General features: G+C 39.4%; 20 protein-coding genes. 9 read left to right on the top strand and 11 right to left on the bottom strand.

All coding sequences use genetic code 11. The features are described 5' to 3' along the window. The first annotated feature begins 7 nt into the window (after nt 1-7). Both RMB03_RS01260 and RMB03_RS01255 read left to right on the top strand, forming a co-directional pair. On the top strand, nt 8-442 hold the full coding sequence (locus tag RMB03_RS01260) for a hypothetical protein (protein ID WP_005036894.1): 435 nt from the start codon (nt 8-10) through the stop codon (nt 440-442). A 24-nt stretch (nt 443-466) separates the two neighbouring features. Beyond that, a complete protein-coding gene (locus RMB03_RS01255; protein ID WP_311073290.1) occupies nt 467-1123 on the top strand; it encodes a 4'-phosphopantetheinyl transferase superfamily protein in 657 nt (218 codons plus the stop codon). A 70-nt stretch (nt 1124-1193) separates the two neighbouring features. Here the strand turns inward: RMB03_RS01255 and secB are convergent, their stop codons facing one another. The 4 genes from secB to rsgA form a co-directional block, all read right to left on the bottom strand. Continuing rightward, nucleotides 1194-1646, bottom strand: a complete 453-nt coding sequence (gene secB, locus RMB03_RS01250; RefSeq protein WP_003654925.1) for a protein-export chaperone SecB — start codon at nt 1644-1646, stop codon at nt 1194-1196. A gap of 27 nt (nt 1647-1673) precedes the next feature. Next, entirely contained in the window at nt 1674-1931 is a 258-nt protein-coding gene (gene grxC, locus RMB03_RS01245; protein WP_003654926.1) for a glutaredoxin 3, read from the bottom strand. 11 nt (nt 1932-1942) lie between these two features. Further along, nucleotides 1943-2359, bottom strand: a complete 417-nt coding sequence (locus RMB03_RS01240) for a rhodanese-like domain-containing protein (protein WP_003654928.1) — start codon at nt 2357-2359, stop codon at nt 1943-1945. A 98-nt stretch (nt 2360-2457) separates the two neighbouring features. After that, nucleotides 2458-3519 carry a small ribosomal subunit biogenesis GTPase RsgA gene (gene rsgA / locus RMB03_RS01235; RefSeq protein WP_004641160.1) on the bottom strand — a complete coding sequence of 354 codons (1062 nt, stop codon included), beginning with the start codon at nt 3517-3519 and terminating at the stop codon, nt 2458-2460. Nucleotides 3520-3643: 124 nt separating this feature from the next. Between rsgA and orn the strand changes: the two genes are divergently transcribed. The 3 genes from orn (at nt 3644) to RMB03_RS01220 (ending at nt 6036) form a co-directional block, all read left to right on the top strand. Then, nucleotides 3644-4210, top strand: coding sequence for an oligoribonuclease (orn, locus tag RMB03_RS01230; protein ID WP_005036888.1), 567 nt, complete (start codon nt 3644-3646; stop codon nt 4208-4210). 153 nt (nt 4211-4363) lie between these two features. Further along, nucleotides 4364-5095: a Bax inhibitor-1/YccA family protein gene (locus RMB03_RS01225; protein ID WP_311073289.1), complete on the top strand. Its 732-nt coding sequence runs from the start codon at nt 4364-4366 to the stop codon at nt 5093-5095. Nucleotides 5096-5232: 137 nt separating this feature from the next. After that, the gene (locus RMB03_RS01220; RefSeq protein WP_003654938.1) at nt 5233-6036 is read left to right on the top strand and encodes an enoyl-ACP reductase; all 804 of its coding nucleotides are present in this window, start codon (nt 5233-5235) and stop codon (nt 6034-6036) included. 69 nt (nt 6037-6105) lie between these two features. Here the strand turns inward: RMB03_RS01220 and RMB03_RS01215 are convergent, their stop codons facing one another. From RMB03_RS01215 to RMB03_RS01185, 7 genes are all read right to left on the bottom strand, one after another. After that, on the bottom strand, nt 6106-7500 hold the full coding sequence (locus RMB03_RS01215) for an efflux transporter outer membrane subunit (RefSeq protein WP_311073601.1): 1395 nt from the start codon (nt 7498-7500) through the stop codon (nt 6106-6108). A gap of 22 nt (nt 7501-7522) precedes the next feature. Beyond that, complete coding sequence (locus tag RMB03_RS01210) at nt 7523-9517, bottom strand: MacB family efflux pump subunit (protein ID WP_017391269.1); 1995 nt, start codon at nt 9515-9517, stop codon at nt 7523-7525. A 2-nt stretch (nt 9518-9519) separates the two neighbouring features. Continuing rightward, nucleotides 9520-10860, bottom strand: coding sequence for a MacA family efflux pump subunit (locus RMB03_RS01205; RefSeq protein ID WP_045126264.1), 1341 nt, complete (start codon nt 10858-10860; stop codon nt 9520-9522). Between the two features lie 107 nt (nt 10861-10967). Continuing rightward, complete coding sequence (gene holA / locus RMB03_RS01200; RefSeq protein ID WP_017391267.1) at nt 10968-11957, bottom strand: DNA polymerase III subunit delta; 990 nt, start codon at nt 11955-11957, stop codon at nt 10968-10970. 18 nt (nt 11958-11975) lie between these two features. After that, nucleotides 11976-12485, bottom strand: coding sequence for an LPS assembly lipoprotein LptE (gene lptE, locus RMB03_RS01195; RefSeq protein ID WP_092707358.1), 510 nt, complete (start codon nt 12483-12485; stop codon nt 11976-11978). 27 nt (nt 12486-12512) lie between these two features. Continuing rightward, nucleotides 12513-15137 carry a leucine--tRNA ligase gene (gene leuS / locus RMB03_RS01190; RefSeq protein WP_199990074.1) on the bottom strand — a complete coding sequence of 875 codons (2625 nt, stop codon included), beginning with the start codon at nt 15135-15137 and terminating at the stop codon, nt 12513-12515. Between the two features lie 187 nt (nt 15138-15324). After that, entirely contained in the window at nt 15325-15660 is a 336-nt protein-coding gene (locus RMB03_RS01185; RefSeq protein WP_311073287.1) for a DUF4124 domain-containing protein, read from the bottom strand. 504 nt (nt 15661-16164) lie between these two features. On the opposite strand from RMB03_RS01185, the gene RMB03_RS01180 reads away from it, so the two are divergent. The 4 genes from RMB03_RS01180 to RMB03_RS01165 all read left to right on the top strand — a co-directional run bounded on the left by RMB03_RS01180 (nt 16165) and on the right by RMB03_RS01165 (nt 21810). After that, nucleotides 16165-17889 carry an acetolactate synthase 3 large subunit gene (locus RMB03_RS01180; RefSeq protein WP_003654952.1) on the top strand — a complete coding sequence of 575 codons (1725 nt, stop codon included), beginning with the start codon at nt 16165-16167 and terminating at the stop codon, nt 17887-17889. Beyond that, the gene (gene ilvN / locus RMB03_RS01175) at nt 17889-18380 is read left to right on the top strand and encodes an acetolactate synthase small subunit (protein ID WP_001215920.1); all 492 of its coding nucleotides are present in this window, start codon (nt 17889-17891) and stop codon (nt 18378-18380) included. The genes RMB03_RS01180 and ilvN overlap by 1 nt, the downstream gene beginning before the upstream one ends. Before the next feature lie 31 nt (nt 18381-18411). After that, on the top strand, nt 18412-19428 hold the full coding sequence (ilvC, locus tag RMB03_RS01170) for a ketol-acid reductoisomerase (RefSeq protein ID WP_004641176.1): 1017 nt from the start codon (nt 18412-18414) through the stop codon (nt 19426-19428). 327 nt (nt 19429-19755) lie between these two features. Then, nucleotides 19756-21810, top strand: coding sequence for an EAL domain-containing protein (locus RMB03_RS01165; RefSeq protein WP_311073285.1), 2055 nt, complete (start codon nt 19756-19758; stop codon nt 21808-21810). Nucleotides 21811-21954: the final 144 nt, after the last annotated feature.

Raw genomic sequence — 21954 nt, 5'->3', positions numbered from 1 at the left:
CACAACAATGTTAAATAAAAAACTTTTATTTGTAGCAATGCTAAGTGCGGGTTTTACTGCCACTGTTCAGGCTGGAGATGAAGTACATCAGTTAAATTTTAAAGAAGCTGTAGACCGTGCAGTTGCAGATGGCACTTTAGATGGTTCAGTAAAGTTTTATTTAAAGGGTACAAAGTCTGGTGGTAAAGTCATTCAAAAAGATGCGGTGACCAATAAAAAGACCAATGGTTTTGGTAAGTCAGCAGCAACGTCTTGTGATTGGGTTTTACGTTCAGCACTCATCCAAATGCAAAACAATGCTAAAGCACAAGGTGCAAACGCGGTTACTAATATTGTGAGCTATTTTAAAGCCAATGAAACCACAAGTACGACAACTTACGATTGCTACAAAGGTGCCATGATGGCGGGCGTTACCTTAAAAGGCGACGTGGTTAAATTCTAATTAATTTTAAATAAGGTCGGGATAATGTCTAAGCGTAATATTGAAGTCTACACACAGACATTGTCCCGGCTTCTTTTAAAACCTAAACAAGATTTTCCTGACTTTCGTGCATTTAATCATTATAAAAAACAGCAAATACATAACATTAGAAACGAGCTGATAGCACAGAAATTACAAATTACAATAACGGATTTAGAATTTGCAAAGCATGAGCATGGCAAGCCATATTTACTGAATCATGATTTAGATTTCAATCACTCTCATAGCCAACAGTATTATGCTTTAGCGATGAGCCCGCATATTAAAGATATCGGTGTAGATGTTGAAGAACTAGACCGTAAAGTTCGTTTGGAAGCTTTAGCCCAGCATGCATTTCATCCTGATGAATATGAAACGTGGCTAAGCTTAGAACAAGACAGAGAATACTGGTTTAAAGTCTGGACGACTAAAGAAGCTGTTCTAAAAGCATCAGGTCTCGGTATACGATTAGATTTAAACACTTTAAATACCCAAGCACATCCTACAGACAATGGCGGAATATGTTCTCATCCACTTATTGGGACATTTGCTTATCAAAATTTTGTTTTAGGCAATATGATGCTAACAGTGGCATGGCGCTCAGAATTATCTTGCCGCGGTTTTCAGTTTCCTAGTATTCAGCTTATTTCTCTTGATCATTAATTTTTTAATTATTCAAAACATAAAAAAACCGCGATAAACGCGGCTTTTTACTAAAGGAAAAGCTAAAAAATTAAGCTTGACCTTCAACAGCTTGAGCACGTTGCATATTTGCTTCGAACTCTGCATCAAAGTTGATTGGAGTAAGAAGTAACTGTGGGAAGCTACCTTTAGTCACTAAATCATTTACCGCTTCACGTAAGAACGGGAACAAAATATTTGGGCAATAAGCGCCTAAAATATACGGTAAGCGATCTTCTTCGATGTTATCAATCAAGAAAATACCTGATTGAGTGATATCTACAATGAACGCTGTTTCGTTGTCGTTATCGGCTTGTACCACAACTTTTAAAGAAACTTCAAAATGAGTTGGATCAATTTTTTCTGCAGCAGAAGAAAGATTGATATTGAGTTCAGGTTGCCATTGTTTAGTAAAAACCTGCGCCCCTGGAACCTCAAAAGAAATATCTTTTGTATAAATACGCTCTAAAGCTAATTGTGGTTGAACTTGTTGTTCTTCGCTCATTGTTTTTTCCTTAATATGGATGCGATGTTAAGCCAATAATTCGTCGAGTTTACCTTCACGCTCTAAAGCATAAAGTTGGTCAAAACCGCCAATAAACTGATCGTTAATAAAAATTTGTGGGACAGTACGATGATTCGTGCGTTGCATTAATTCAACACGTACTTCCGGTGCTTCAACAGAAAGATTTACTTCTTTGTAAGCAATACCTTTACGCTCAAGTAGCTGTTTAGCTCGAACGCAATACGGGCATACAGAAGTTGAGTAAACAATGACATTTGCAGTCATAATAATTCTCCTTAAGCTTTTGGTTTGCTTTTTACAAGAGGTAAGCCTTGTGCTTTCCAGTTACTAATACCACCATCAAGACGATAGCTGTCATGGTGAGCAACTTTTTGCAAAGCACTACCAGCAACTTGCCCGAGGTTGCAAATAAATACCAATGGACGCTCACTTGCTTTTAATTCATCAGCATGACTTGCAATTTGGCTGAAAGGAATATTGCGGCTGCCACTAATATGACCTTCACGGAAGTCTTTACTATCGCGCAAGTCGATCAGTATGGCATTTTTCGCTTTCACTAAAATACCAAGCGACTGTGGTGAAATTTTACGACCGTTACGTTGACCTTCAAAAATGAAGAACAACACGACCAAGACTCCGAGCGTACCAAACAAAATGGGGTGATTCCCCATAAACTCTAACCAGCGTTCCACAAGTCACCTAAAAAAAATTAAAAACAAAATTGACCTAGAGTATAGCGTATATAGATGGTGATCAAAATCACCACTTCAAGTGCAAAGCGGACAGAAAATTAGTTTTTTTGCTGTGCTTCTTGAATCTCATCATTTAAACGCAAAAAGCTATCTAGGCGCCGTGGTAAAATTTCACCAGATTCTACAGCGTGTTTTAACCCACAGTTCTTTTCATGAGTATGGGTACAATTACGGAATTGGCAAGAACCTAAATGTGCTTCAATTTCTGGAAAGCCCATACGAATTTTTTCTAAATCAAGATGCCAAAGCCCAAATTCACGAATTCCCGGTGAGTCGATTAACGCGCCATTTTTACCGAAATTCATTAAACGTGTAGAGGTTGTTGTGTGCTGACCAAGTGCAGAGTTTTCAGAAATAATATTTGTTTTTTGCTCTGCATCTGGAATTAATACATTAATTAAAGAACTTTTCCCTACACCCGATTGACCAACGAAAGCTACTGTTTCGCCATCTAAACGTTCAGATAAAGCAGATATATCTCCCTTTTTAGACTGACAAATCATCACCTCATAACCCAAAGTTTTATATTCTTCTAATAGCGTAAGAATTGGGTCATTTTCAGTGAGTAAATCTGATTTGTTTAAGACTAAAAGTGCAGGAATGTTAGCGTCTGCGCAAGCCACTAAATAACGATCGATTAATGTCGGAGCTGGTTCAGGAAGGGGAGAAAATACAATTACAATCAAACTGATATTTGCTGCGACTGGTTTAACTTTGTGATAACGGTCTGGACGGGTAAGTAATGAGTTGCGTGGATGAATGGCAGTAATAATGCCTAAACCCGTGTTTGGGTCTGCTTGCCATTTAACCCGGTCACCAGTCACAAGTAACTCAAGGTTAGTTCGAGTATGACAGCGCCATACGCTTTTGAGCTCGATAGGTTTCCAGAATGGTTCTGGTTCTCCTTCGGCAACTTGAGGTTTTTCTGGGTGATGCTCAGGTACAGAGAGTGCCTGTACTTCGAGTTGGCGGCCATAATGTTGTACGACGAGTCCGTCCAGATCTTGTGAAGTATCGGCCTCTTCTTGGCGAGTTTTGTGCTGTTTTTCAATACGACGTTGCTGCTGTTCAGTTAAACGACGCTTACGAATTAAAGCCATTCATATCCCAAAAAACCACTGTTTGAAGATGGCAAAAATAGCATGAAGCGGCTATAGAATTACAGCGCAGATGCAAGAAATTTGCTACTATTGATGTTTTTACGGCATTTTAGAACGTACATACATGAGCAGTACTTTAAATACACGATTAATTTGGATTGATCTGGAAATGACCGGTTTAGATACCGATAATGACCAAATTATTGAAATCGCAACAATTATTACAGATGATAATTTAAATGTACTTGCCGAAGGTCCGGTCTTGGCTATCCATCAACCTGATCGTATTTTAAATGCAATGGATGAGTGGAATACCCGCCAACATGGACAATCTGGGTTAGTTGAGCGAGTTCGTCGTAGCAAATTGACAGCTCGTGATGCTGAGCTACAGACTTTAGAATTCCTAAAAAAATGGGTCAATCCAAAAGTTTCACCGATGTGCGGTAACTCGATTTGTCAGGATCGCCGCTTCTTACATCGTCTTATGCCTGAGCTTGAGCAATATTTCCATTATCGTAATCTTGACGTGTCTACCGTAAAAGAACTTTCAAAACGCTGGCGCCCTGAAATCATGAGCGGTCTGAAAAAGAATGCATCGCATTTGGCAATGGATGATATTCGTGACTCAATTTCTGAATTGAAATATTACCGTGAATACTTCTTTATTATGAATACTGATGGTAAAGATTGATTACGTTGTATACGTAGTATGAAAGGGGGCTGCTGCCCCTTTTTTTATTGCTTAAAGGACATTGTTACAATAATGCCGAGAGCCTGATTTGGCTTTCATATTCATTTTGCTTAAAATGATGTTTTAAATTTTTATTATAAAAAGAGAGCATTTATGCAAAGTAATAACCCGATACTGACACGTGTTGAAACGGTCAGTGACTATAGTCAACCAATGACTGTGCAAGGTGCGATTCAAAAATCTGTTATGTTGACGGTCATTGCAGCGGCTGTGGGCATTGCTTTATTTTTCTACGCAGCTTTTACTGCAAATGTTGGTATTGCCTATGCGGGTGCTATTGTTGGTGCAATTGGTGGCCTGGTTTTAGCTTTGCTTGCCACATTTAAACCGACGACTGCACCAACCTTAGCAATTCCTTATGCACTTTTTGAAGGTGCATTTTTAGGTGGTATTTCTTTTACCTTTCAAATGAAATACCCAGGTGTGCCTTTACAAGCATTACTTGCCACTTTCGTGACAACATTGGTGATGTTTGGTCTATATAAATTTCAGATTGTACGTGCAACAGAAAAATTTAAGTCAGTTGTGATATCTGCATCTCTGGCTATTTTTCTTGTGTTTATCGTGCAGATGATCATGCGTTTAGCATTTGGTTCAAGCATTCCTTATATTTTTGAAAGTAACTGGTTAGGCATTGGCTTTGCTGCATTTATTGCTGTGATTGCGTCACTTAACCTGATTTTAGATTTCGATTTAATTGAAACCAACGCAGCTTATCGTGCTCCAAAATTTATGGAGTGGTTATGTGGAATTGCATTACTCTCAACTTTAGTTTGGATGTATATTTCTTTTTTACGTTTGATTGGTTTGTTATCTGACGATTAAGATTATATTCATTTAGAAGTCGCTCCTCATGAGGGGCGATTTTTTTTCGTGCGATTTTTGAAAAAAGATGCATTATGCAATTTCGAAAACCGTTGAATATTGGCATTATGCTTTAAATTGTTTTGAGTGAGATCGGCATGACACAAGGACTTTTAGCAGGTAAACGCTTTTTGATTGCAGGCGTTGCTAGTAAATTATCAATTGCTTTTGGTATTGCCCAAGCATTACACCGCGAAGGTGCAGAGCTTGCGTTTACTTATCCAAACGAAAAATTAAAAAAACGTGTGGATGAATTTGCTGAGCAATTCGGTTCTAAGCTTGTGTTCCCATGTGATGTTGCAGTTGATAGCGAAATTGACAATGCATTTGCAGAACTTGCAAAACATTGGGATGGTCTAGATGGCGTAGTTCACTCTATCGGCTTTGCTCCTGCACATACACTTGATGGTGATTTTACTGACGTGACTGACCGTGACGGTTTTAAAGTTGCTCATGACATCAGTGCATACAGCTTTATTGCGATGGCACGTGCTGCAAAACCATTATTACAAGCTCGCCAAGGTTGTTTATTGACTTTGACTTACCAAGGTTCTGAGCGTGTTATGCCTAACTATAATGTTATGGGTATGGCAAAAGCTTCTTTAGAAGCTGGTGTTCGTTACTTGGCATCAAGCTTAGGTGTTGATGGTATTCGTGTAAACGCGATTTCTGCGGGTCCAATCCGTACATTAGCTGCTTCTGGTATTAAATCTTTCCGTAAAATGTTAGATGCTAATGAAAAAGTTGCGCCATTAAAACGCAACGTAACCATTGACGAAGTGGGTAATGCAGCATTATTCCTATGCTCACCTTGGGCTTCAGGTATCACTGGTGAAATTCTATATGTAGATGCTGGTTTCAATACTGTTGGTATGAGCCAAAGCATGATGGATGATGAATAAGTTTTAAAATTTATTCAGACATAAAAAAAGCCGTAGTTGAAGGACTACGGCTTTTTTACTGGGCGCAAGTTATTGAGGAAGTTCTTTTACAGGTGAACCGCCTAAAGCTTGCATGAGGGTGACATAAGCGTTGTATTGGCTTTGTTTAGTTTCAACAAGGCTTAAGCGTGCAGTACGTGTAGTTTGCTGAGCATCAAGCAGTGTTTTTAATGCGACAGCACCATAACGATAACGGACTTCAGTTAAACGTTCAGTTTTTTCTGCAAGTTCAACATTACGCTCTTGTAACGCTACTTGTTTATCGAGTTCTGTACGACTTGATAAAGCGTTCTCTACATCAGCAAAAGCCTGATAAAGCGTTTGGCGATATTGAATAATTGCTTTTTCATAATCCAGATTGCTAATCGCAATATCTTTTTTCATATCGTTATATTGCAAAAACGGTAAGCTTAAACTTGCACCTAAAGTTAGGGCAGGGTTGCGTAACAGTTCTGTCAACGATGTACTACTTGATCCCAAACTACTGGTTAAACTAATCGATGGATAGTAGCTCGCCTTAGTGGCATCTTTAGTCGCGAGCGCCTTTTTCAAACGAAGCTCAGAGGCTTGTAAATCGGGGCGGCGCGATAAAATATCGGCAGGTAAGCCCGCACCAATTGCTGGTAGTGCATTGCGTGGCAAACGTTTAGGCTCTTGAATGTTTAACTGTTGCAATGGTTCATGTAAGAGCACGGCAATGGCAGTCCGTGTTTCAACCAATTGTTGCTCAATCTGGCTTAGGCTTGCTTTTTGGCTTTGTACAGATTGTTCTGCTTGAGTAAGATCTACACCTGAAACAGCACCAGCTTTATACTGAATCTGTACTAGTTGATATAGCTTTTGTGAGGTCGCCAGACTCTGCTGAGCAGTCGCATAACGTTCATTTAAATAACCAAGTTGCCAATACAATTTAGCCGTGGTTGCAATTAAACTTTGTCCAGTGGCTTGTAGGTCTTGTTCAGTCGCTAAAGCTTCCCATTTACTTGCTTCAGTTTGGCGTGCAAGCTTACCAAACAAATCAACTTCATAGCTTACGCCCGCACTCATTGATAGACCTTTAGCGCTGTCATCTCCTGAGTTCAAATCAAAAGAATGCCCAGTTGAAACACTAGAGCTAGTACGTAAGCCTTGCTTGTTTGCGGTTAGGTCAGCTTGTAAACGTGCTTGTTTTAAGGTAATGCCTGCGACAGCTAAGTCACTGTTACGTTCTAATACATTGTTTACGAGCTGATTAAGCTGTGCATCACCAAAAAGTGTCCACCAACGGTCAGAATATTGATCGGCAGACATGGTTTTTGCTTTTGTGGCGTCATACTGAAAACTACCCGGAACTTGTACCGCAGGTGTTTCGTAAGGTGTTTTTACCACAGCAGCACATCCAACAAGAGAGCTTGTGAGGAGAAGTGCTGTGCTGAGTTTAGTCATAGAGAAAGACATGCAATTTTCCTTATTCTCGTGATAGTGCTGCAACTGGGTCGAGTTTTGCCGCATTCTTGGCTGGTAAGAAACCAAAAACGACACCAATCAGTGTTGAACACACAAATGCTGCAATAATAGAAGTGCTTGAATAAGCCACGCTAAAGTTACCGCCAGCAAATTTATTAATGAGTTGTCCAAGGCCAAGTGACAGTAAGACACCAAGCACACCACCAATTAAACAGACTAAAATTGCTTCAATAAGAAATTGCTGCAAAATATCACTTTGACGTGCGCCTACAGCCATACGTACACCAATTTCCTGAGTACGTTCAGTCACAGAAACCAGCATAATATTCATAACCCCGATACCACCAACCACTAATGAAATTACGGCAATTGCTGAAACCAGAAGGGTCATCGTGCTGGTTGTTTTCTCGATGGTTTGACGGATACTGTCACTGTTCATGGTGAAAATATCTTGTGCACCATGGCGCTGGGTTAATAAGTTTACAATCGCATTTTCTGCGGCTGTAGTTGAATATTTGTCATTAATACGAACCACAATATTGCGGACATTGGACTGACCTAGCATACGGCTCATTACGGTTGTATAAGGCATATAGACATTTAAGGTGTCGTCTGAGCCCATGCCGCTTGTTTGCGGTTCTACAACCCCGATAATACGCGCTGGTACACTACCGAGTAGTACTACTTGGCCAATTGGATTGCTACCATCGCCAAAGAATTGTTTTTGTGTATTGGTATCAATCACCACATCTTGTGAACGATCACGAACACTACGTTGATCAAAAGTTTGCCCATCTTTAAAGACCAAACCTTTTACATCGAAATAATCATTACTCACACCATTAATGGTGGCGTTTGCTTCATTCTGTTGATAGCGCATAGTCTTGGATGTACTGACCATCGGACTGACTGCACTAACATAAGGTTGAGTCATTAACGCATCGGCATCGGCAGGAACTAAGGTCTTAAAGCTTGCAGTTTTGGAGTTGTCACCAAAACCACGGCCCTGAAACACCGTAATCGTATTTGTTCCCAGACTACTAATATTGCTTAAAATTTGCTGTTGAGAGCCTTTACCTAGAGCGACCACCGTAACAACAGAGGCAATACCAATAATGATGCCAAGCATGGTTAAAAAGGTACGCATGCGATGGGCATTCATAGACAGTAAAGCCATTTGGAAGGCTTCAGATAAACGGTCTAAAGTTGAACGCCATGCAGAAATACTTTTGCCTTTCTTCTGTTTACCTTGTAAAGCAGGAGCGGCATCAGGATCAGACTTGATTGGTTCAGCTGCTTGATCTGGAACATTAGGACGGTCACTAATAATTTCTCCGTCACTAATCTCGATAATACGAGTCGCATTTTTTGCAACTTGCATATCGTGTGTCACCAGAATAATAGTGTGACCAGCAGCATTGAGTTCACGCAAAATACGCATAACTTCAACGCCACTATGAGAGTCGAGTGCTCCTGTTGGTTCATCCGCAAGGATAACGTCACCACCATTCATGAGGGCACGAGCAATAGAAACACGTTGCTGCTGACCACCAGAAAGCTGACTTGGTCTATTAAGTGTTTTAGTGCCTAACCCTAATTCGGTAAGTAGAGCTGTTGCGCGTTGTTTACGCTCAGAAGGCGTAACACCTGCATAAACTGCTGGAACCTCAACGTTGCCTTCAGCCGATAAGTCACCCAGTAAATGGTAGCGCTGGAAAATAAAACCAAAATATTCACGACGTAGTCGAGCGAGCTGATCTGGCTCTAACTTACCAGTCTCTTGCCCACTAACTTTGTAACTACCACTGGTAGGGCGGTCTAAGCAGCCCAAAATGTTCATGAGCGTTGACTTACCCGAACCAGACTGGCCGACAATGGCAACCAGTTCACCTTCATAAATGGTAAGGTCAATCCCTTTTAAAATTTGTATTGTGCTTTCGCCAGCAGGGAATTCCCGGACCAGATTGCTGACTTCAAGCAAAGCTTGTTTTGTCATGCTTACATTCCCATTGGGCCACTACGGCGACGGTTATTACTACTATTTGCTGATGCAGCAGAAGTATCTGCACTATCGGCAATGACAACTTGATCACCTTGTTTTAAGCCCGCAAGAACTTGCGCATTTACACGGTTGTTGATGCCAACCAAAATTTGAGTTGGTTTAGTTGAGCCATCGGCTTGTAATACACGTACAACACTTAAAGTTAATTTACCTTGCTCAATTAACTGTTTTTGCTCAGCAGTCAGGTTAAGACGCTCTAAACGAGCTCCATTTCCTTGAGATTTTTTAGCTGCTTCAGGTGTAGAGCTTGCTTTATCAGATGACTGACCTGATTTTCTTTGACCTGAAAATTGTTTAGAGCTAAGTGCTGATGAAGGAACGAGCAAGGCATTTTTAGCTGAGTTTAAAACAATATAAACTTGTGCAGTCATATCAATACGCAATTTACCATCGGTATTTGGCACATCGAATAGGGCATTATAGTAAACGGCTGAACTGGTCGTTGAACTGGTGGTATTCGTTGATTCGCTAGAAATTGAATCAGGAGCAGGTTCAATTTGACGTAAGGTTGCGTAACGCTTAGTGTCTTCACCTAAGGTAGTGAAATAAACCTGTTGGCCTTTCTCAACTTTCATAATGTCAGCTTCACTGACTTGCGCCTTAATCGTCATATTTTGTAATTTTGCAATTTTGACAATTGTTGGCGCACTTTGGTTTGCGTTTACCGTTTGACCTTCTTCCGTCACAATTGCGACAACCGTACCATCAGTTGGAGCAAGAATACGGGTATAACCAATATTGGTTTGCGCCGTAGATCTTGTTACTTTTGCAGATTCGATTTGCGCATCTAATGCTTTGATTTGTGCTTGAGCTGTTTTATAGCTTGCTTCAGCCGATTCTAGATCTGCGCGTGGTGTTGCATCTTGCGCATACATTTGTTGCTGACGGCGGTATTCAAGTTGTTTTTCATTCAAAGAAGCAACTTGTTGAAGACGCTGTGCTTCTAAATTCTTAATATTCGCATCAGAAGTTTTTAAACTATTTTCTTGGGTCGTTGAGTCAATTTGCGCAATAAGTTGACCTTGCTTAACCTGATCGCCTAGTTGTACATACATCTTTTTAACCTGACCAGATACCTGTGCACCGACACTAATCAGTTTGGTTGCATCAAGTGTACCCGTTGCAAGTACATTATTTTCAATATCCCCGCGTGTTACCTCGGCAGTAATATATTGTGGCTGCTGCTGTTTTGGCTTGAAAAACTTCCAGGCTAAAAGAGCAATAATGACTATACAGACGATGATAATAACAAGTTTGATTGGCTTTATTTTTGGCATGGCGAGAGGTCGAAAAGTTTAAAATTTAATTTAGTATAAAAGCGAAATGAGGATAAAACGTGAATTTTTATGATATTTCCGGAATGATGAAAAATGATTGAGCCGAATTATTGTATAAATAGTGTTTTTCCACATAATTCAGCAATCGCTTGCTGCATTAAATGTTCTGCATTTTCGTTCGACATTCCTTTAATTGCTGCGTCAATTTGCAATAGAAGGGTAGACCAGCCTAAAAACTGTTGTGGATTTAGTCTTCTTAAGGCTTGTTGATATAGACCAACCTTTGTTTTCCATATACCAAGCTGTAGGGCATTATGAGGTTGCTCAAACAATTGCATCAACAAGCGCATTTCTTTACTGAGAGTCCATAAAATCAGACTATCTGGTTCGCCTGCTGCAATTAGATATTGAAAAATCTTAATAGATTGGCCAAGGTTGCCTTCTAATAACGCATCACTTAAATCATAGGTGGTATAGCGTGATTGATCTTGTAAACAAGCATATAAATGCTCAATCAAAATCAGTTTTTGGTCTGGAAATGTGTCTCTTACACGCATCAAGCTGTTTTTTGCTGCAAGCAAATTGTGCTCATGATGTTGCATTAACCATTGCCAAGCATCATTGTCGAGTTGGATCTCTAACTTTTCTGCTTCTACGTTTAAAATACGTTGACGGTCTTGTGGGTAATTTGCCGTTAGAGCAACTACAACCCCATTTGCTTCAACAACTTGAAAAAAAGCAGATTTTAAGCTGCTACTATCTTGTTTGGGTAAAACAATTAATAACAGGTTATGTTCATTATGTTGTATATAGCTTTTAAGTTGTTTTAAGCCATTTGCATCAGGTTTTATATTGCCATGTACTTCAATAGCAAGCTGTTGAGAAAATAAAGATAAGCTATTAAGTGCGTTAAAGACATTTTTCCAGTCGCTCACGCTACTAATATCATAGCGCTGTCTTTCAACTTCTTGTTGTTGCCAGCTTTTGCGAAAGGCATCTAATAAATTTTGTTCTAATAAGGGTTCTTGCCCATGCAAAATCCACGCACCCCGAGCTTCCGGAGTACGTTTTAAGGCTTGTAAATAGTCAATTTTCATTGCAGGCAAAAATACAGATTAAGGCTGAGCTTTTGGCAAACGATTTGCTGAAATCTGACGAGTGATTTGTTGTGCAATATCATCAATCACAATATGTTGTAAGTAAGTTTCTTGCTGATTTTCAGTGTTGACTGTTGCCAAGTCATATTGATAACTACGAGATGCAGTTAATGAGCGTGGTTCAGTAATTTTATTACCCTGACGATCTTCAATCTGGAAGGTTACGGTTAGGCGTAATAATACTTCTGTCAGTTTTCCATTTAAAAGCTGACGACGTGGTGTGTATTCCAAAACACGGAGTACATAGGCATCACTATCATTACTGAATTGAACACCATTGGCAGCCAAATACACTTTTAACTGCGTTTCCAAATCATCAGTTTTAGCTGGTAACTCAAGGCTTAACTTTTTATAAACAAGCGGAGTAGCAGTCGGGTTGGTTCCTTTTAAGTGAAATCCACACCCGACTAAGCCTGCACTAAGGCCTAAGGTTAAAACAACAGCGGCTAAACGTTTGGCTAAGTGCATGCTTGATCCTCTCATTAATAACTTTAATTAAACCACGAGGTTAACTAGTTTATTTGGAACTACAATTTCTTTTTTTGTTGGTCCGGTTAAGAATTGTTGAACTTCTGGTAGAGCTTTAGCTTGAGCTAATAGATCTTCTTTAGAAATATCAACAGAAACTTCTAGTTTACCGCGAAGTTTACCGTTAACCTGTACAACAATCGTTTGCGTATTACGTGTTAACGCAGAAGCATCCACTTCAGGGAACGTTGCTGCTGTAACATCTGTACCAAATTGAGCCAATAAAGTTTGGCTTAAATGTGGTGCAAACGGTTCAAGCAAAGTTAAAAGTGTAGTGATCGCTTCACGTTCTACAGCAATGTCGTTGTCATCTTTTGCTTCAAACTTGTTGCTTGCGTTTAACAACTCCATTAAAGCAGCAATAGCAGTATTGAATGCATGACGACGTTCAATATCATCACTTACCTTTTGAATGGTTTCGTGTGTTTTACGACGTAAATCTTGAGCATCTTTAGACAAGTTTGCAGTATCGATTGTAGAAGTTGAGTTTCCTTTTTCAAGGAAGCCTGCTACAAGACGCCATACACGTTTCAAGAAACGGTTTGCACCTTCAACACCTGCATCAGACCATTCTAAAGATTGATCTGGTGGAGCAGCAAACATCATGAATACACGAGCAGTATCTGCACCGTATTGATCAATAATTGCTTGTGGATCGATACCGTTGTTTTTCGACTTAGACATTTTTTCTTGTCCGCCGATGACAACTTCTTGACCATCACCTGAATATTTCGCAGAAAGAATACGACCTTTTTCATCGCGTTCTAACTCAATATCAGCAGGGTTAAACCAAGTTTTCTTACCATTTTCTGCTTCACGGTAGAACGTGTCTGCAAGCACCATGCCTTGAGTTAACAAGTTGGTGAATGGTTCATTACCTTGTACAACGCCTTCATCACGCATTAATTTGTGGAAGAAACGTGCATAAAGTAAGTGAAGAATCGCGTGCTCAACACCACCGATGTATTGGTTCACAGGAAGCCAGTTTTGAGCTGCTTCAGGTTTAACCATACCACCAGTGAAGTCTGGAGAAGCATAACGTGCATAGTACCAAGATGACTCTACGAAAGTATCTAAAGTATCTGTTTCACGACGTGCATCGCCACCACAACAAGGACATTTAGTTTCATAGAATTCAGGCATTTTATTAAGCGGGTTGCCTGAACCATCTGGTACAACGTCAGTTGGTAATACAACAGGAAGTTGATCTTCAGGCACTGTGACTTGACCACAAGTATCACAGTTAATCATTGGAATTGGACAACCCCAGTAACGTTGACGAGATACACCCCAGTCACGTAAACGGAATTGAACTTTAGAATTTGCTAAATTTTGTGGTTCTAATTTTGCAAGGAATGCATCAAAAGCAGCTTGGAATTCTAAACCGTCAAACTCGCCAGAGTTAACAAGTTTACCTTCTTTAGAACCGTACCATTCTTGCCACTGGGTTGCAGAGTAGTCTGCATCGTCAGCGCCTTTAGCATCAATGACTTGCTTGATTGATAAATTAAACTTGTTAGCAAATTCAAAATCACGTTCGTCATGTGCAGGCACAGCCATAACAGCGCCAGAGCCATATGACATTAATACGTAGTTTGCGATCCAAACAGGAAGCTCTTCACCAGTTACAGGATGTTTTACAAACAAGCCTGTTGCCATACCTTTTTTCTCAGCTGTTGCCAAGTCCGCTTCTGCAACCGAACCCATGCGGCATTCTTCAATAAATGCAGCCAATTCAGGGTTAGTTTCAGCAGCTTTAAGCGCAAGAGGGTGTTCTGCTGCAACAGCAACATAAGTCACACCCATAAGCGTGTCAGCACGAGTTGTATAAACAGTTAAACCGTCAGCATAAATTTCAGTATTGGCAGATGGGAACGTAATTTCCATGCCAGTAGAGCGACCAATCCAGTTACGTTGCATGGTCAACACTTGTTGAGGCCAGCCGTCTTGTAGGGTGTCAAGATCGTCTAATAATTCTTGTGCATAATCCGTAATACGGAAGTAGTACATTGGAATGTCACGTTTTTCAACCAATGCACCTGAGCGCCAGCCACGACCATTTTCAACTTGTTCGTTTGCCAAAACTGTTTGGTCAACCGGATCCCAGTTTACTGTTGAAAGTTTACGGTAGATCAGGCCTTTTTTATAAAGCTGAACAAATAACCATTGTTCCCAGTGATAATACTCTGGTGTACACGTTGCGAACTCGCGATCCCAGTCTACAGATAGACCCAATTTTTTTAATTGGTCACGCATGTAGGCAATGTTTTCAAATGTCCATTTTGCCGGAGCAACTTTATGGGCAATTGCTGCGTTTTCAGCAGGTAAACCGAATGCATCCCAACCCATAGGTTGTAATACAGTTTCACCTTTTAAACGGTAAAAACGGCTAATTACATCGCCAATTGTATAGTTACGCACATGCCCCATATGCAGCTTGCCGCTTGGGTAAGGAAACATTGACAGGATGTAGCGATGTTTACCTTCGACAGTGTCGGCAACTTTAAAGACTTTACGATTTTCCCAATCTTGTTGAACTGATGGTTCAATCGTGTTTGCTTGATATTCGGGGTCAATGTGAGAAATAGTCATAGACGTAAGCTATACAACGAAAATTGAAATGAAAGATTGCTGCACAGCATAGCGCAAAATAAGGGGAAATGTCAGTTTTTAGATCAGGATTTTATCTTTTAATATGAGCAGTAAACATTTCCCAATCCATTCTTCTTTATTTTAAATAATAGAAGAGTGGTGAAAATATTCACCACTCTCATTTTGGTTATCGTGCTGCTGCGGATGGGGCGGGCGGAACTGGTACAGCGGGTACGCCTTTTTCCGGTACTACGTTAGCTGTTTCTTGCACTACTTTATCTGTTTTATCCTGAGATTGTTGTTCTGAGGTGGGTGTCGAATTTTTTACCGATGGTTGACTGCCGTAAGTTGAAACTTTGTTCAAGTTTTTTGCACTCTTAGGTGGCGGAGTCGTGGTGTAATGTGTAGAGCCACTTTTATCCATCCATTTATAATATTGCTGTGCCTGACTTTGACTTGAGTAAACTAAAATCGCTGTTGTTACTGCTGTATATAAGCTTGTTTTTAAATAAGATAAATTCATATCAGATCTTCCCCAAAAAAGCTGACTATATTTAAATAAAGTTTATAAATAAGCAATTTACAATGTATGGTTTTATATAAAAAAGAATAATTATTTTTAATAAATAGGGATTGGAACTACCAAATTTACGATTTAATTTTAGATTAAAAAAGAAGCAGCTAAAAAATTTTATGGAAAAACCTTTTCTTTAATCTTGACTTTAATGAATTAAACAACAAAAATGCTTCCTTTAGTTTTATATGCGATTATTTGATCACCCTTCGAATAACCGTCATGTTTTGTAATAGACATTCTCTCTAGCCGAGAGATTGATTTTACTTAAAGTATGTATATCCAGACATGCTTTATTAATGTTAAAAAAGCTTATACGGCTGAAAAACAGAAATTTTTCTATTGCAACGAAAACTAGACAATATGTGTGCTATAACAGTGCAGACAATTCAATGAATGAAACACTATTTGTGCCTTCCATAAATAGTGATAAAGATTTTAGGGTGAATCACGTTGGAACTTTTATCTGGTGGTGAAATGCTCGTTCGTGCTCTTGCGGACGAAGGCGTTGAACATGTTTTTGGTTATCCAGGCGGCGCTGTATTACATATTTATGATGCGCTATTTCAACAAGACAAAATTAATCATTACCTCGTACGTCATGAACAAGCTGCTGGTCATATGGCAGATGCTTACTCACGTGCTACAGGTAAGACTGGCGTAGTACTGGTCACTTCTGGACCTGGCGCAACTAATACTGTGACTCCAATTGCAACAGCTTATATGGACTCAATCCCAATGGTGATTTTGTCTGGCCAGGTTGCATCACATCTTATTGGTGAAGACGCTTTCCAGGAAACTGATATGGTGGGTATTTCACGTCCTATCGTGAAACACAGCTTCCAAGTTCGTCACGCAAGTGAAATTCCTGCAATTATCAAAAAAGCATTTTATATTGCATCAAGTGGCCGTCCTGGCCCAGTTGTAGTCGATATTCCAAAAGATGCGACAAATCCTGCAGAAAAATTTGCGTACGAATATCCTGAAAAAGTGAAGATGCGTTCTTATCAGCCACCTTCACGTGGTCATTCTGGTCAAATTCGCAAAGCGATTGATGAGCTTTTAAGTGCTAAACGCCCTGTAATTTATACTGGTGGCGGTGTTGTTCAAGGTAATGCATCTGCATTATTGACTGAGTTGGCTCATTTGTTGGGCTACCCAGTGACAAATACACTTATGGGTCTTGGTGGCTTCCCTGGCGATGATCCACAGTTTGTGGGCATGTTGGGTATGCACGGTACTTATGAAGCAAACATGGCGATGCATAATGCTGACGTCATTCTTGCAATTGGTGCTCGTTTTGATGACCGAGTAACCAATAACCCAGCAAAATTCTGTGTGAATGCCAAAGTTATTCATATTGATATTGATCCGGCGAGCATTTCAAAAACGATCATGGCGCACATTCCGATTGTAGGGGCGGTTGAGCCTGTACTTCAGGAAATGTTGACGCAATTGAAACAATTGAATGTGTCTAAGCCTAACCCTGAAGCAATTGCTGCATGGTGGGATCAAATTAATGAATGGCGTAAAGTTCATGGCTTGAAGTATGAAACACTGGCTGATGGCACAATGAAGCCACAGCAAGTTGTTGAAGCTTTATATAAAGCGACCAATGGTGATGCCATCATTACTTCGGATGTGGGTCAACACCAAATGTTTGGCGCGTTGTACTACAAGTACAAACGTCCACGTCAATGGATTAACTCAGGCGGATTAGGCACCATGGGCGTAGGTTTACCTTATGCAATGGCAGCCAAGTTAGCTTTCCCAGATCAACAGGTAGTTTGTATTACCGGTGAAGCTTCAATTCAGATGTGTATTCAGGAGCTTTCAACTTGTAAGCAATACGGTATGAACGTGAAGATCTTGTGCTTGAATAACCGTGCTTTAGGTATGGTTAAACAATGGCAAGATATGAACTATGAAGGCCGTCACTCAAGCTCATATGTTGAATCATTACCTGATTTTGGCAAGTTAATGGAAGCTTATGGTCATGTTGGTATCCAAATTGATCATGCTGATGAACTAGAGTCGAAGCTTGCTGAAGCAATGGCAATTAATGATAAATGTGTATTCATTAATGTCATGGTTGATCGTACAGAACATGTTTATCCAATGCTGATCGCAGGTCAGTCAATGAAGGATATGTGGTTAGGTAAAGGGGAGCGTACATAATGAGACATATTATTTCTGTACTCGTTGAAAACGAAGCTGGTGCGCTTTCTCGTTTGGTGGGTTTGTTCAGTCAACGTAACTACAACATTGAAACGTTGAATGTAGCTCCAACCGAAGACCCAACTTTATCACGTCTGACGTTAACTACTTATGGCGATGACCATAAGATTGAACAGATTACAAAGCAGCTCAACAAACTTGTTGAAGTTGTAAAAGTAGTAGATTTATCAGAAGGTTCACACATTGAGCGTGAACTGATGTTGATTAAAGTAAAAGCGTTAGGTGCTTCACGTGCTGAAATTAAGCGAACAGCGGATATTTTCCGTGCGCAAATTGTAGACGTGACACCAACTACCTATACCATTCAAATAGCAGGGACAACTGAAAAATTAGATGGTTTTATCGATGCGCTTGCAGAAAACACTATTCTAGAAGTCGTTCGTTCAGGTGTATCTGGTATCGCCCGTGGCGAAAAAGTATTAGCCATTTAATTTTTTAAAAGTATTTTAGCGGAGAACACAAATGCAAATTTTTTACGATAAAGACTGTGACTTATCAATCATCCAAGGCAAGAAAGTAGCGATTGTTGGTTACGGCTCTCAAGGTCATGCTCATGCACTTAACCTTAAAGACTCAGGCGTAGACGTAACTGTAGGTTTACGCGCAGATTCAGCTTCTTGGAAGAAAGCTGAAAATGCTGGTCTTAAAGTTGCAGAAGTTCCTGCTGCTGTTAAGCAAGCTGACCTCGTAATGATTTTGACTCCAGATGAATTCCAATCACAACTTTACCGTGACGTGATTGAGCCAAACATCAAAGAAGGCGCAACTTTAGCATTTGCTCATGGTTTCTCAATTCTTTATAACCAAGTTGTTCCACGTAAAGACTTAGACGTAATCATGGTTGCTCCGAAAGCACCTGGTCACACAGTTCGTTCAGAATACCAACGTGGTTCAGGTGTTCCTGACTTAATCGCAATTCACCAAGATGCTTCTGGTAATGCTCGTAACGTTGCTCTTTCTTATGCTTCAGGTGTAGGTGGCGGCCGTACTGGTATTATCGAAACTTCATTCCGTGAAGAAACTGAAACTGACTTATTCGGTGAGCAAGCAGTTCTTTGTGGTGGTGCGGTTGAACTCGTGAAAATGGGCTTCGAAACTTTAGTTGAAGCTGGTTATGCACCAGAAATGGCTTACTTCGAATGTTTACACGAACTTAAATTGATCGTTGACTTGATGTTCGAAGGCGGTATCGCTGACATGAACTACTCAGTATCTAACAATGCTGAGTATGGCGAATATGTAACTGGTACTGAAGTAATTAACGAACAGTCTCGTGAAGCAATGCGTAATGCATTGAAACGTATTCAATCTGGCGAATACGCGAAGATGTTCATTCAAGAGGGTGCATTAAACTACCCATCTATGACTGCTCGTCGTCGTCAAAATGCTGCGCATGGTATTGAAGTAACTGGTAATAAGTTACGTTCAATGATGCCATGGATTCAAGCAAACAAAATCGTAGACAAAGAAAAGAACTAATTTTCTTTTTCTAAAGCTTCAAAAGAACCCTGCGCTAAGCAGGGTTCTTTTTTTATACTATTTTTGTTTGAATATGAAAAGAGCCATTGAGACAACTCAACTGGATTAAAGAAATTCTATATTTTTCATATAATTGGCTGCTTAATTTTTGGTTACTCTATTGATTTATAAAGTAAAAAATACTTGACCAAAAGATAGATAATGTTATTGTTTATAACTGACTGAATAAGTCAAATTTACTAAAATTTCTTTAACATGTTTAATTGTATTTTGGGCAATGAGTTGAACAAAATAAAAAAAAGTATTGAATAATCATGGAAGTCCACTATGGGTCATGTTGATTACGATAGCACATTGATCGTCGGCTCTTTTATTGCAGCTGGCATCATTTGCTTTCTTGTAATTTCCATGGAACAATTAATATTCAAGCAAATCTATAAAAAATTTGAGTTTTTAATTTTATTTATCAATGGATTATTGCTGGCATCAGCAATTAGCATTGTTCATATTATTGGTATACAAGCTTATCATCTGTTTGAAACAGTCAACTCGAATATTCCTTTAATTACCGTTTCATTTGCCATTAGTGCTTTGCTATCGTGCATCGCCATGTGGTTGACTTCACGTTTTACGCTACCTTTATTCCGGCTCATTTTAAGCTCTATTATTATGGGAATCGGAATTTCAGCTTCATATTACATTAGTATGTTGGGCTGGAATATTAATATCTACAAAAAAGATTACACCTCTTTCTTGCTATTATTTTCTGTATTAATTGCGATGAGCGGTTCAGGGCTGGCATTTTTATTAGTCTATAAATTAAAAGATACCGAACGTCATCGTTTAACTTTGAAAATCGCATTTTCGGTTATGATGACCTTAAGTATTATGGGAATGCATTATACAGCGCTCATTGCGACGAATATTACTGATAAATTTATTAGCCAATATCAGGCTGAACATGACCTATTATTATTTACGATTATCTTGGTCACGTGTCTGGTACTGGTCGCAAGTTTTATTGTCGCGATGTTGGAACAGCGCCTCACTCAACAAAATTTAGAGTTGCGTAAGGCAAATAAAGAATTAGCTAATCTTTCTATACAAGATAATTTAACTAAACTACCAAACCGTCTTTACTTAGTTGATTATGCAGAAGTATTACTCTCGGATCATCGCTATAAAGACCAGAAAATTGCTTTTTTATATATTGATTTAGATCGGTTTAAATCGGTTAACGATGCTTTTGGACATCATGTCGGTGATCAATTACTCATTCAAATGGCGAACCGTTTGCATTGGCAACTCAATGAAAAATGTAAGCTACTTAGAATTGGTGGTGATGAGTTTTTGCTTATTGCAGAAAATACAAATGCAGACGAAGCAGTTGTTTTAGCCGAGAAAGTTTTACAACTGATTCAGGAAAGTTATCAAATTTCTGGTAAGGAAATTAATATTTCTGCAAGTTTGGGTGTGGCACTCTTTCCTGAGCATGGACAGAATGTTCAGGACTTACTCATGAACGCTGATGCCGCCATGCTCATGTCTAAGGAGCAAGGTCGGAATACGTATACCATCTTTAGTTATTCAACCCATCAGCAAGAAACAAGAAGTCAGTCGAAACTGATCAATGATCTTTATAAAGCCGTAGAAGAAAAACAGTTCATCTTATATTACCAACCAAAATTTAATACCAATCTTGAAGTTTGTGGGGTTGAGGCATTAATCCGTTGGAATCACCCAGCTTTAGGAATACTTACTCCGCATATGTTCATTGAAGGTGCGGAAAAAACGGGTTTGATCATTCCAATGGGGTATTGGGCGCTTGAGCAGGCTTGCCTGCAAATTCAGGAGTGGGAGCGCAGTAACACACCATTTTATCCAGTCGCTGTGAACTTATCGGCACTACAATTTGAAAATAAAAAGTTATTTAGTACACTCGAAGCATTATTAAAAAAATATCAAATTCAACCTCATCACTTAATTGTTGAGATTACTGAATCAACTGCAATGCGGCATATAGACTTGAGTATCCGAGCTTGTGAGCGCTTACGTGACATGGGAATTCGTGTTGCCATTGATGATTTTGGAACAGGGCATTCGAGCTTCTTATATTTAAAAGATTTACCCGTAGACGAGCTGAAAATTGACCGTGGCTTTATTGTTGATTTAAAACCGGGTTCAAAAGAAGAAGTTATTCTAGAAAGTATTATTCATTTAGCGAAAAAGTTAGGTTTAACCGTAACGGCAGAAGGCGTGGAAACTCAGCAGCAGGTTGAGATTTTAATCCGTTTAGGATGTCAGCAATTCCAAGGTTATTTATTGGGGATGCCAGTTCAGGTTGATCAGCTCATTGAGTCTCAAGGTGCTCATTTTGCTTAGTCTTAATGGGTGGATTAGGCTACTCCAATTTTTTTTAAAAGACTGATGACTGATTTCTCAATAAATTTTTCAATTAAAACTATTTGATTGTATATAATATTTAAACTAATAATTAATTTAATCTAATGAAAAACAATAAGAAAT

This window comes from Acinetobacter sp. V91_7 (assembly GCF_031799075.1).
GTDB classification, from domain to species: Bacteria; Pseudomonadota; Gammaproteobacteria; order Pseudomonadales; family Moraxellaceae; genus Acinetobacter; species Acinetobacter calcoaceticus.
The sequence above is the reverse complement of the archived record's forward strand: the minus strand, read 5'-3'. Positions and strand labels throughout refer to the sequence as shown.

Bases quoted from the DNA above. Each gene is read 5' to 3' on its own strand.
- RMB03_RS01225 (WP_311073289.1), top strand. From the start codon at position 4,364: ATGCAAAGTAATAACCCGATACTGACACGTGTTGAAACGGTCAGTGAC.
- RMB03_RS01210 (WP_017391269.1), bottom strand. From the start codon at position 9,517: ATGACAAAACAAGCTTTGCTTGAAGTCAGCAATCTGGTCCGGGAATTC.
- RMB03_RS01205 (WP_045126264.1), bottom strand. From the start codon at position 10,860: ATGCCAAAAATAAAGCCAATCAAACTTGTTATTATCATCGTCTGTATA.
- lptE (WP_092707358.1), bottom strand. From the start codon at position 12,485: ATGCACTTAGCCAAACGTTTAGCCGCTGTTGTTTTAACCTTAGGCCTT.
- RMB03_RS01260 (WP_005036894.1), top strand. From the start codon at position 8: ATGTTAAATAAAAAACTTTTATTTGTAGCAATGCTAAGTGCGGGTTTT.
- RMB03_RS01220 (WP_003654938.1), top strand. From the start codon at position 5,233: ATGACACAAGGACTTTTAGCAGGTAAACGCTTTTTGATTGCAGGCGTT.
- grxC (WP_003654926.1), bottom strand. From the start codon at position 1,931: ATGACTGCAAATGTCATTGTTTACTCAACTTCTGTATGCCCGTATTGC.
- holA (WP_017391267.1), bottom strand. From the start codon at position 11,957: ATGAAAATTGACTATTTACAAGCCTTAAAACGTACTCCGGAAGCTCGG.
- RMB03_RS01255 (WP_311073290.1), top strand. From the start codon at position 467: ATGTCTAAGCGTAATATTGAAGTCTACACACAGACATTGTCCCGGCTT.
- rsgA (WP_004641160.1), bottom strand. From the start codon at position 3,519: ATGGCTTTAATTCGTAAGCGTCGTTTAACTGAACAGCAGCAACGTCGT.
- secB (WP_003654925.1), bottom strand. From the start codon at position 1,646: ATGAGCGAAGAACAACAAGTTCAACCACAATTAGCTTTAGAGCGTATT.
- RMB03_RS01165 (WP_311073285.1), top strand. From the start codon at position 19,756: ATGGGTCATGTTGATTACGATAGCACATTGATCGTCGGCTCTTTTATT.
- leuS (WP_199990074.1), bottom strand. From the start codon at position 15,137: ATGACTATTTCTCACATTGACCCCGAATATCAAGCAAACACGATTGAA.
- ilvC (WP_004641176.1), top strand. From the start codon at position 18,412: ATGCAAATTTTTTACGATAAAGACTGTGACTTATCAATCATCCAAGGC.
- RMB03_RS01185 (WP_311073287.1), bottom strand. From the start codon at position 15,660: ATGAATTTATCTTATTTAAAAACAAGCTTATATACAGCAGTAACAACA.
- ilvN (WP_001215920.1), top strand. From the start codon at position 17,889: ATGAGACATATTATTTCTGTACTCGTTGAAAACGAAGCTGGTGCGCTT.
- orn (WP_005036888.1), top strand. From the start codon at position 3,644: ATGAGCAGTACTTTAAATACACGATTAATTTGGATTGATCTGGAAATG.
- RMB03_RS01215 (WP_311073601.1), bottom strand. From the start codon at position 7,500: ATGACTAAACTCAGCACAGCACTTCTCCTCACAAGCTCTCTTGTTGGA.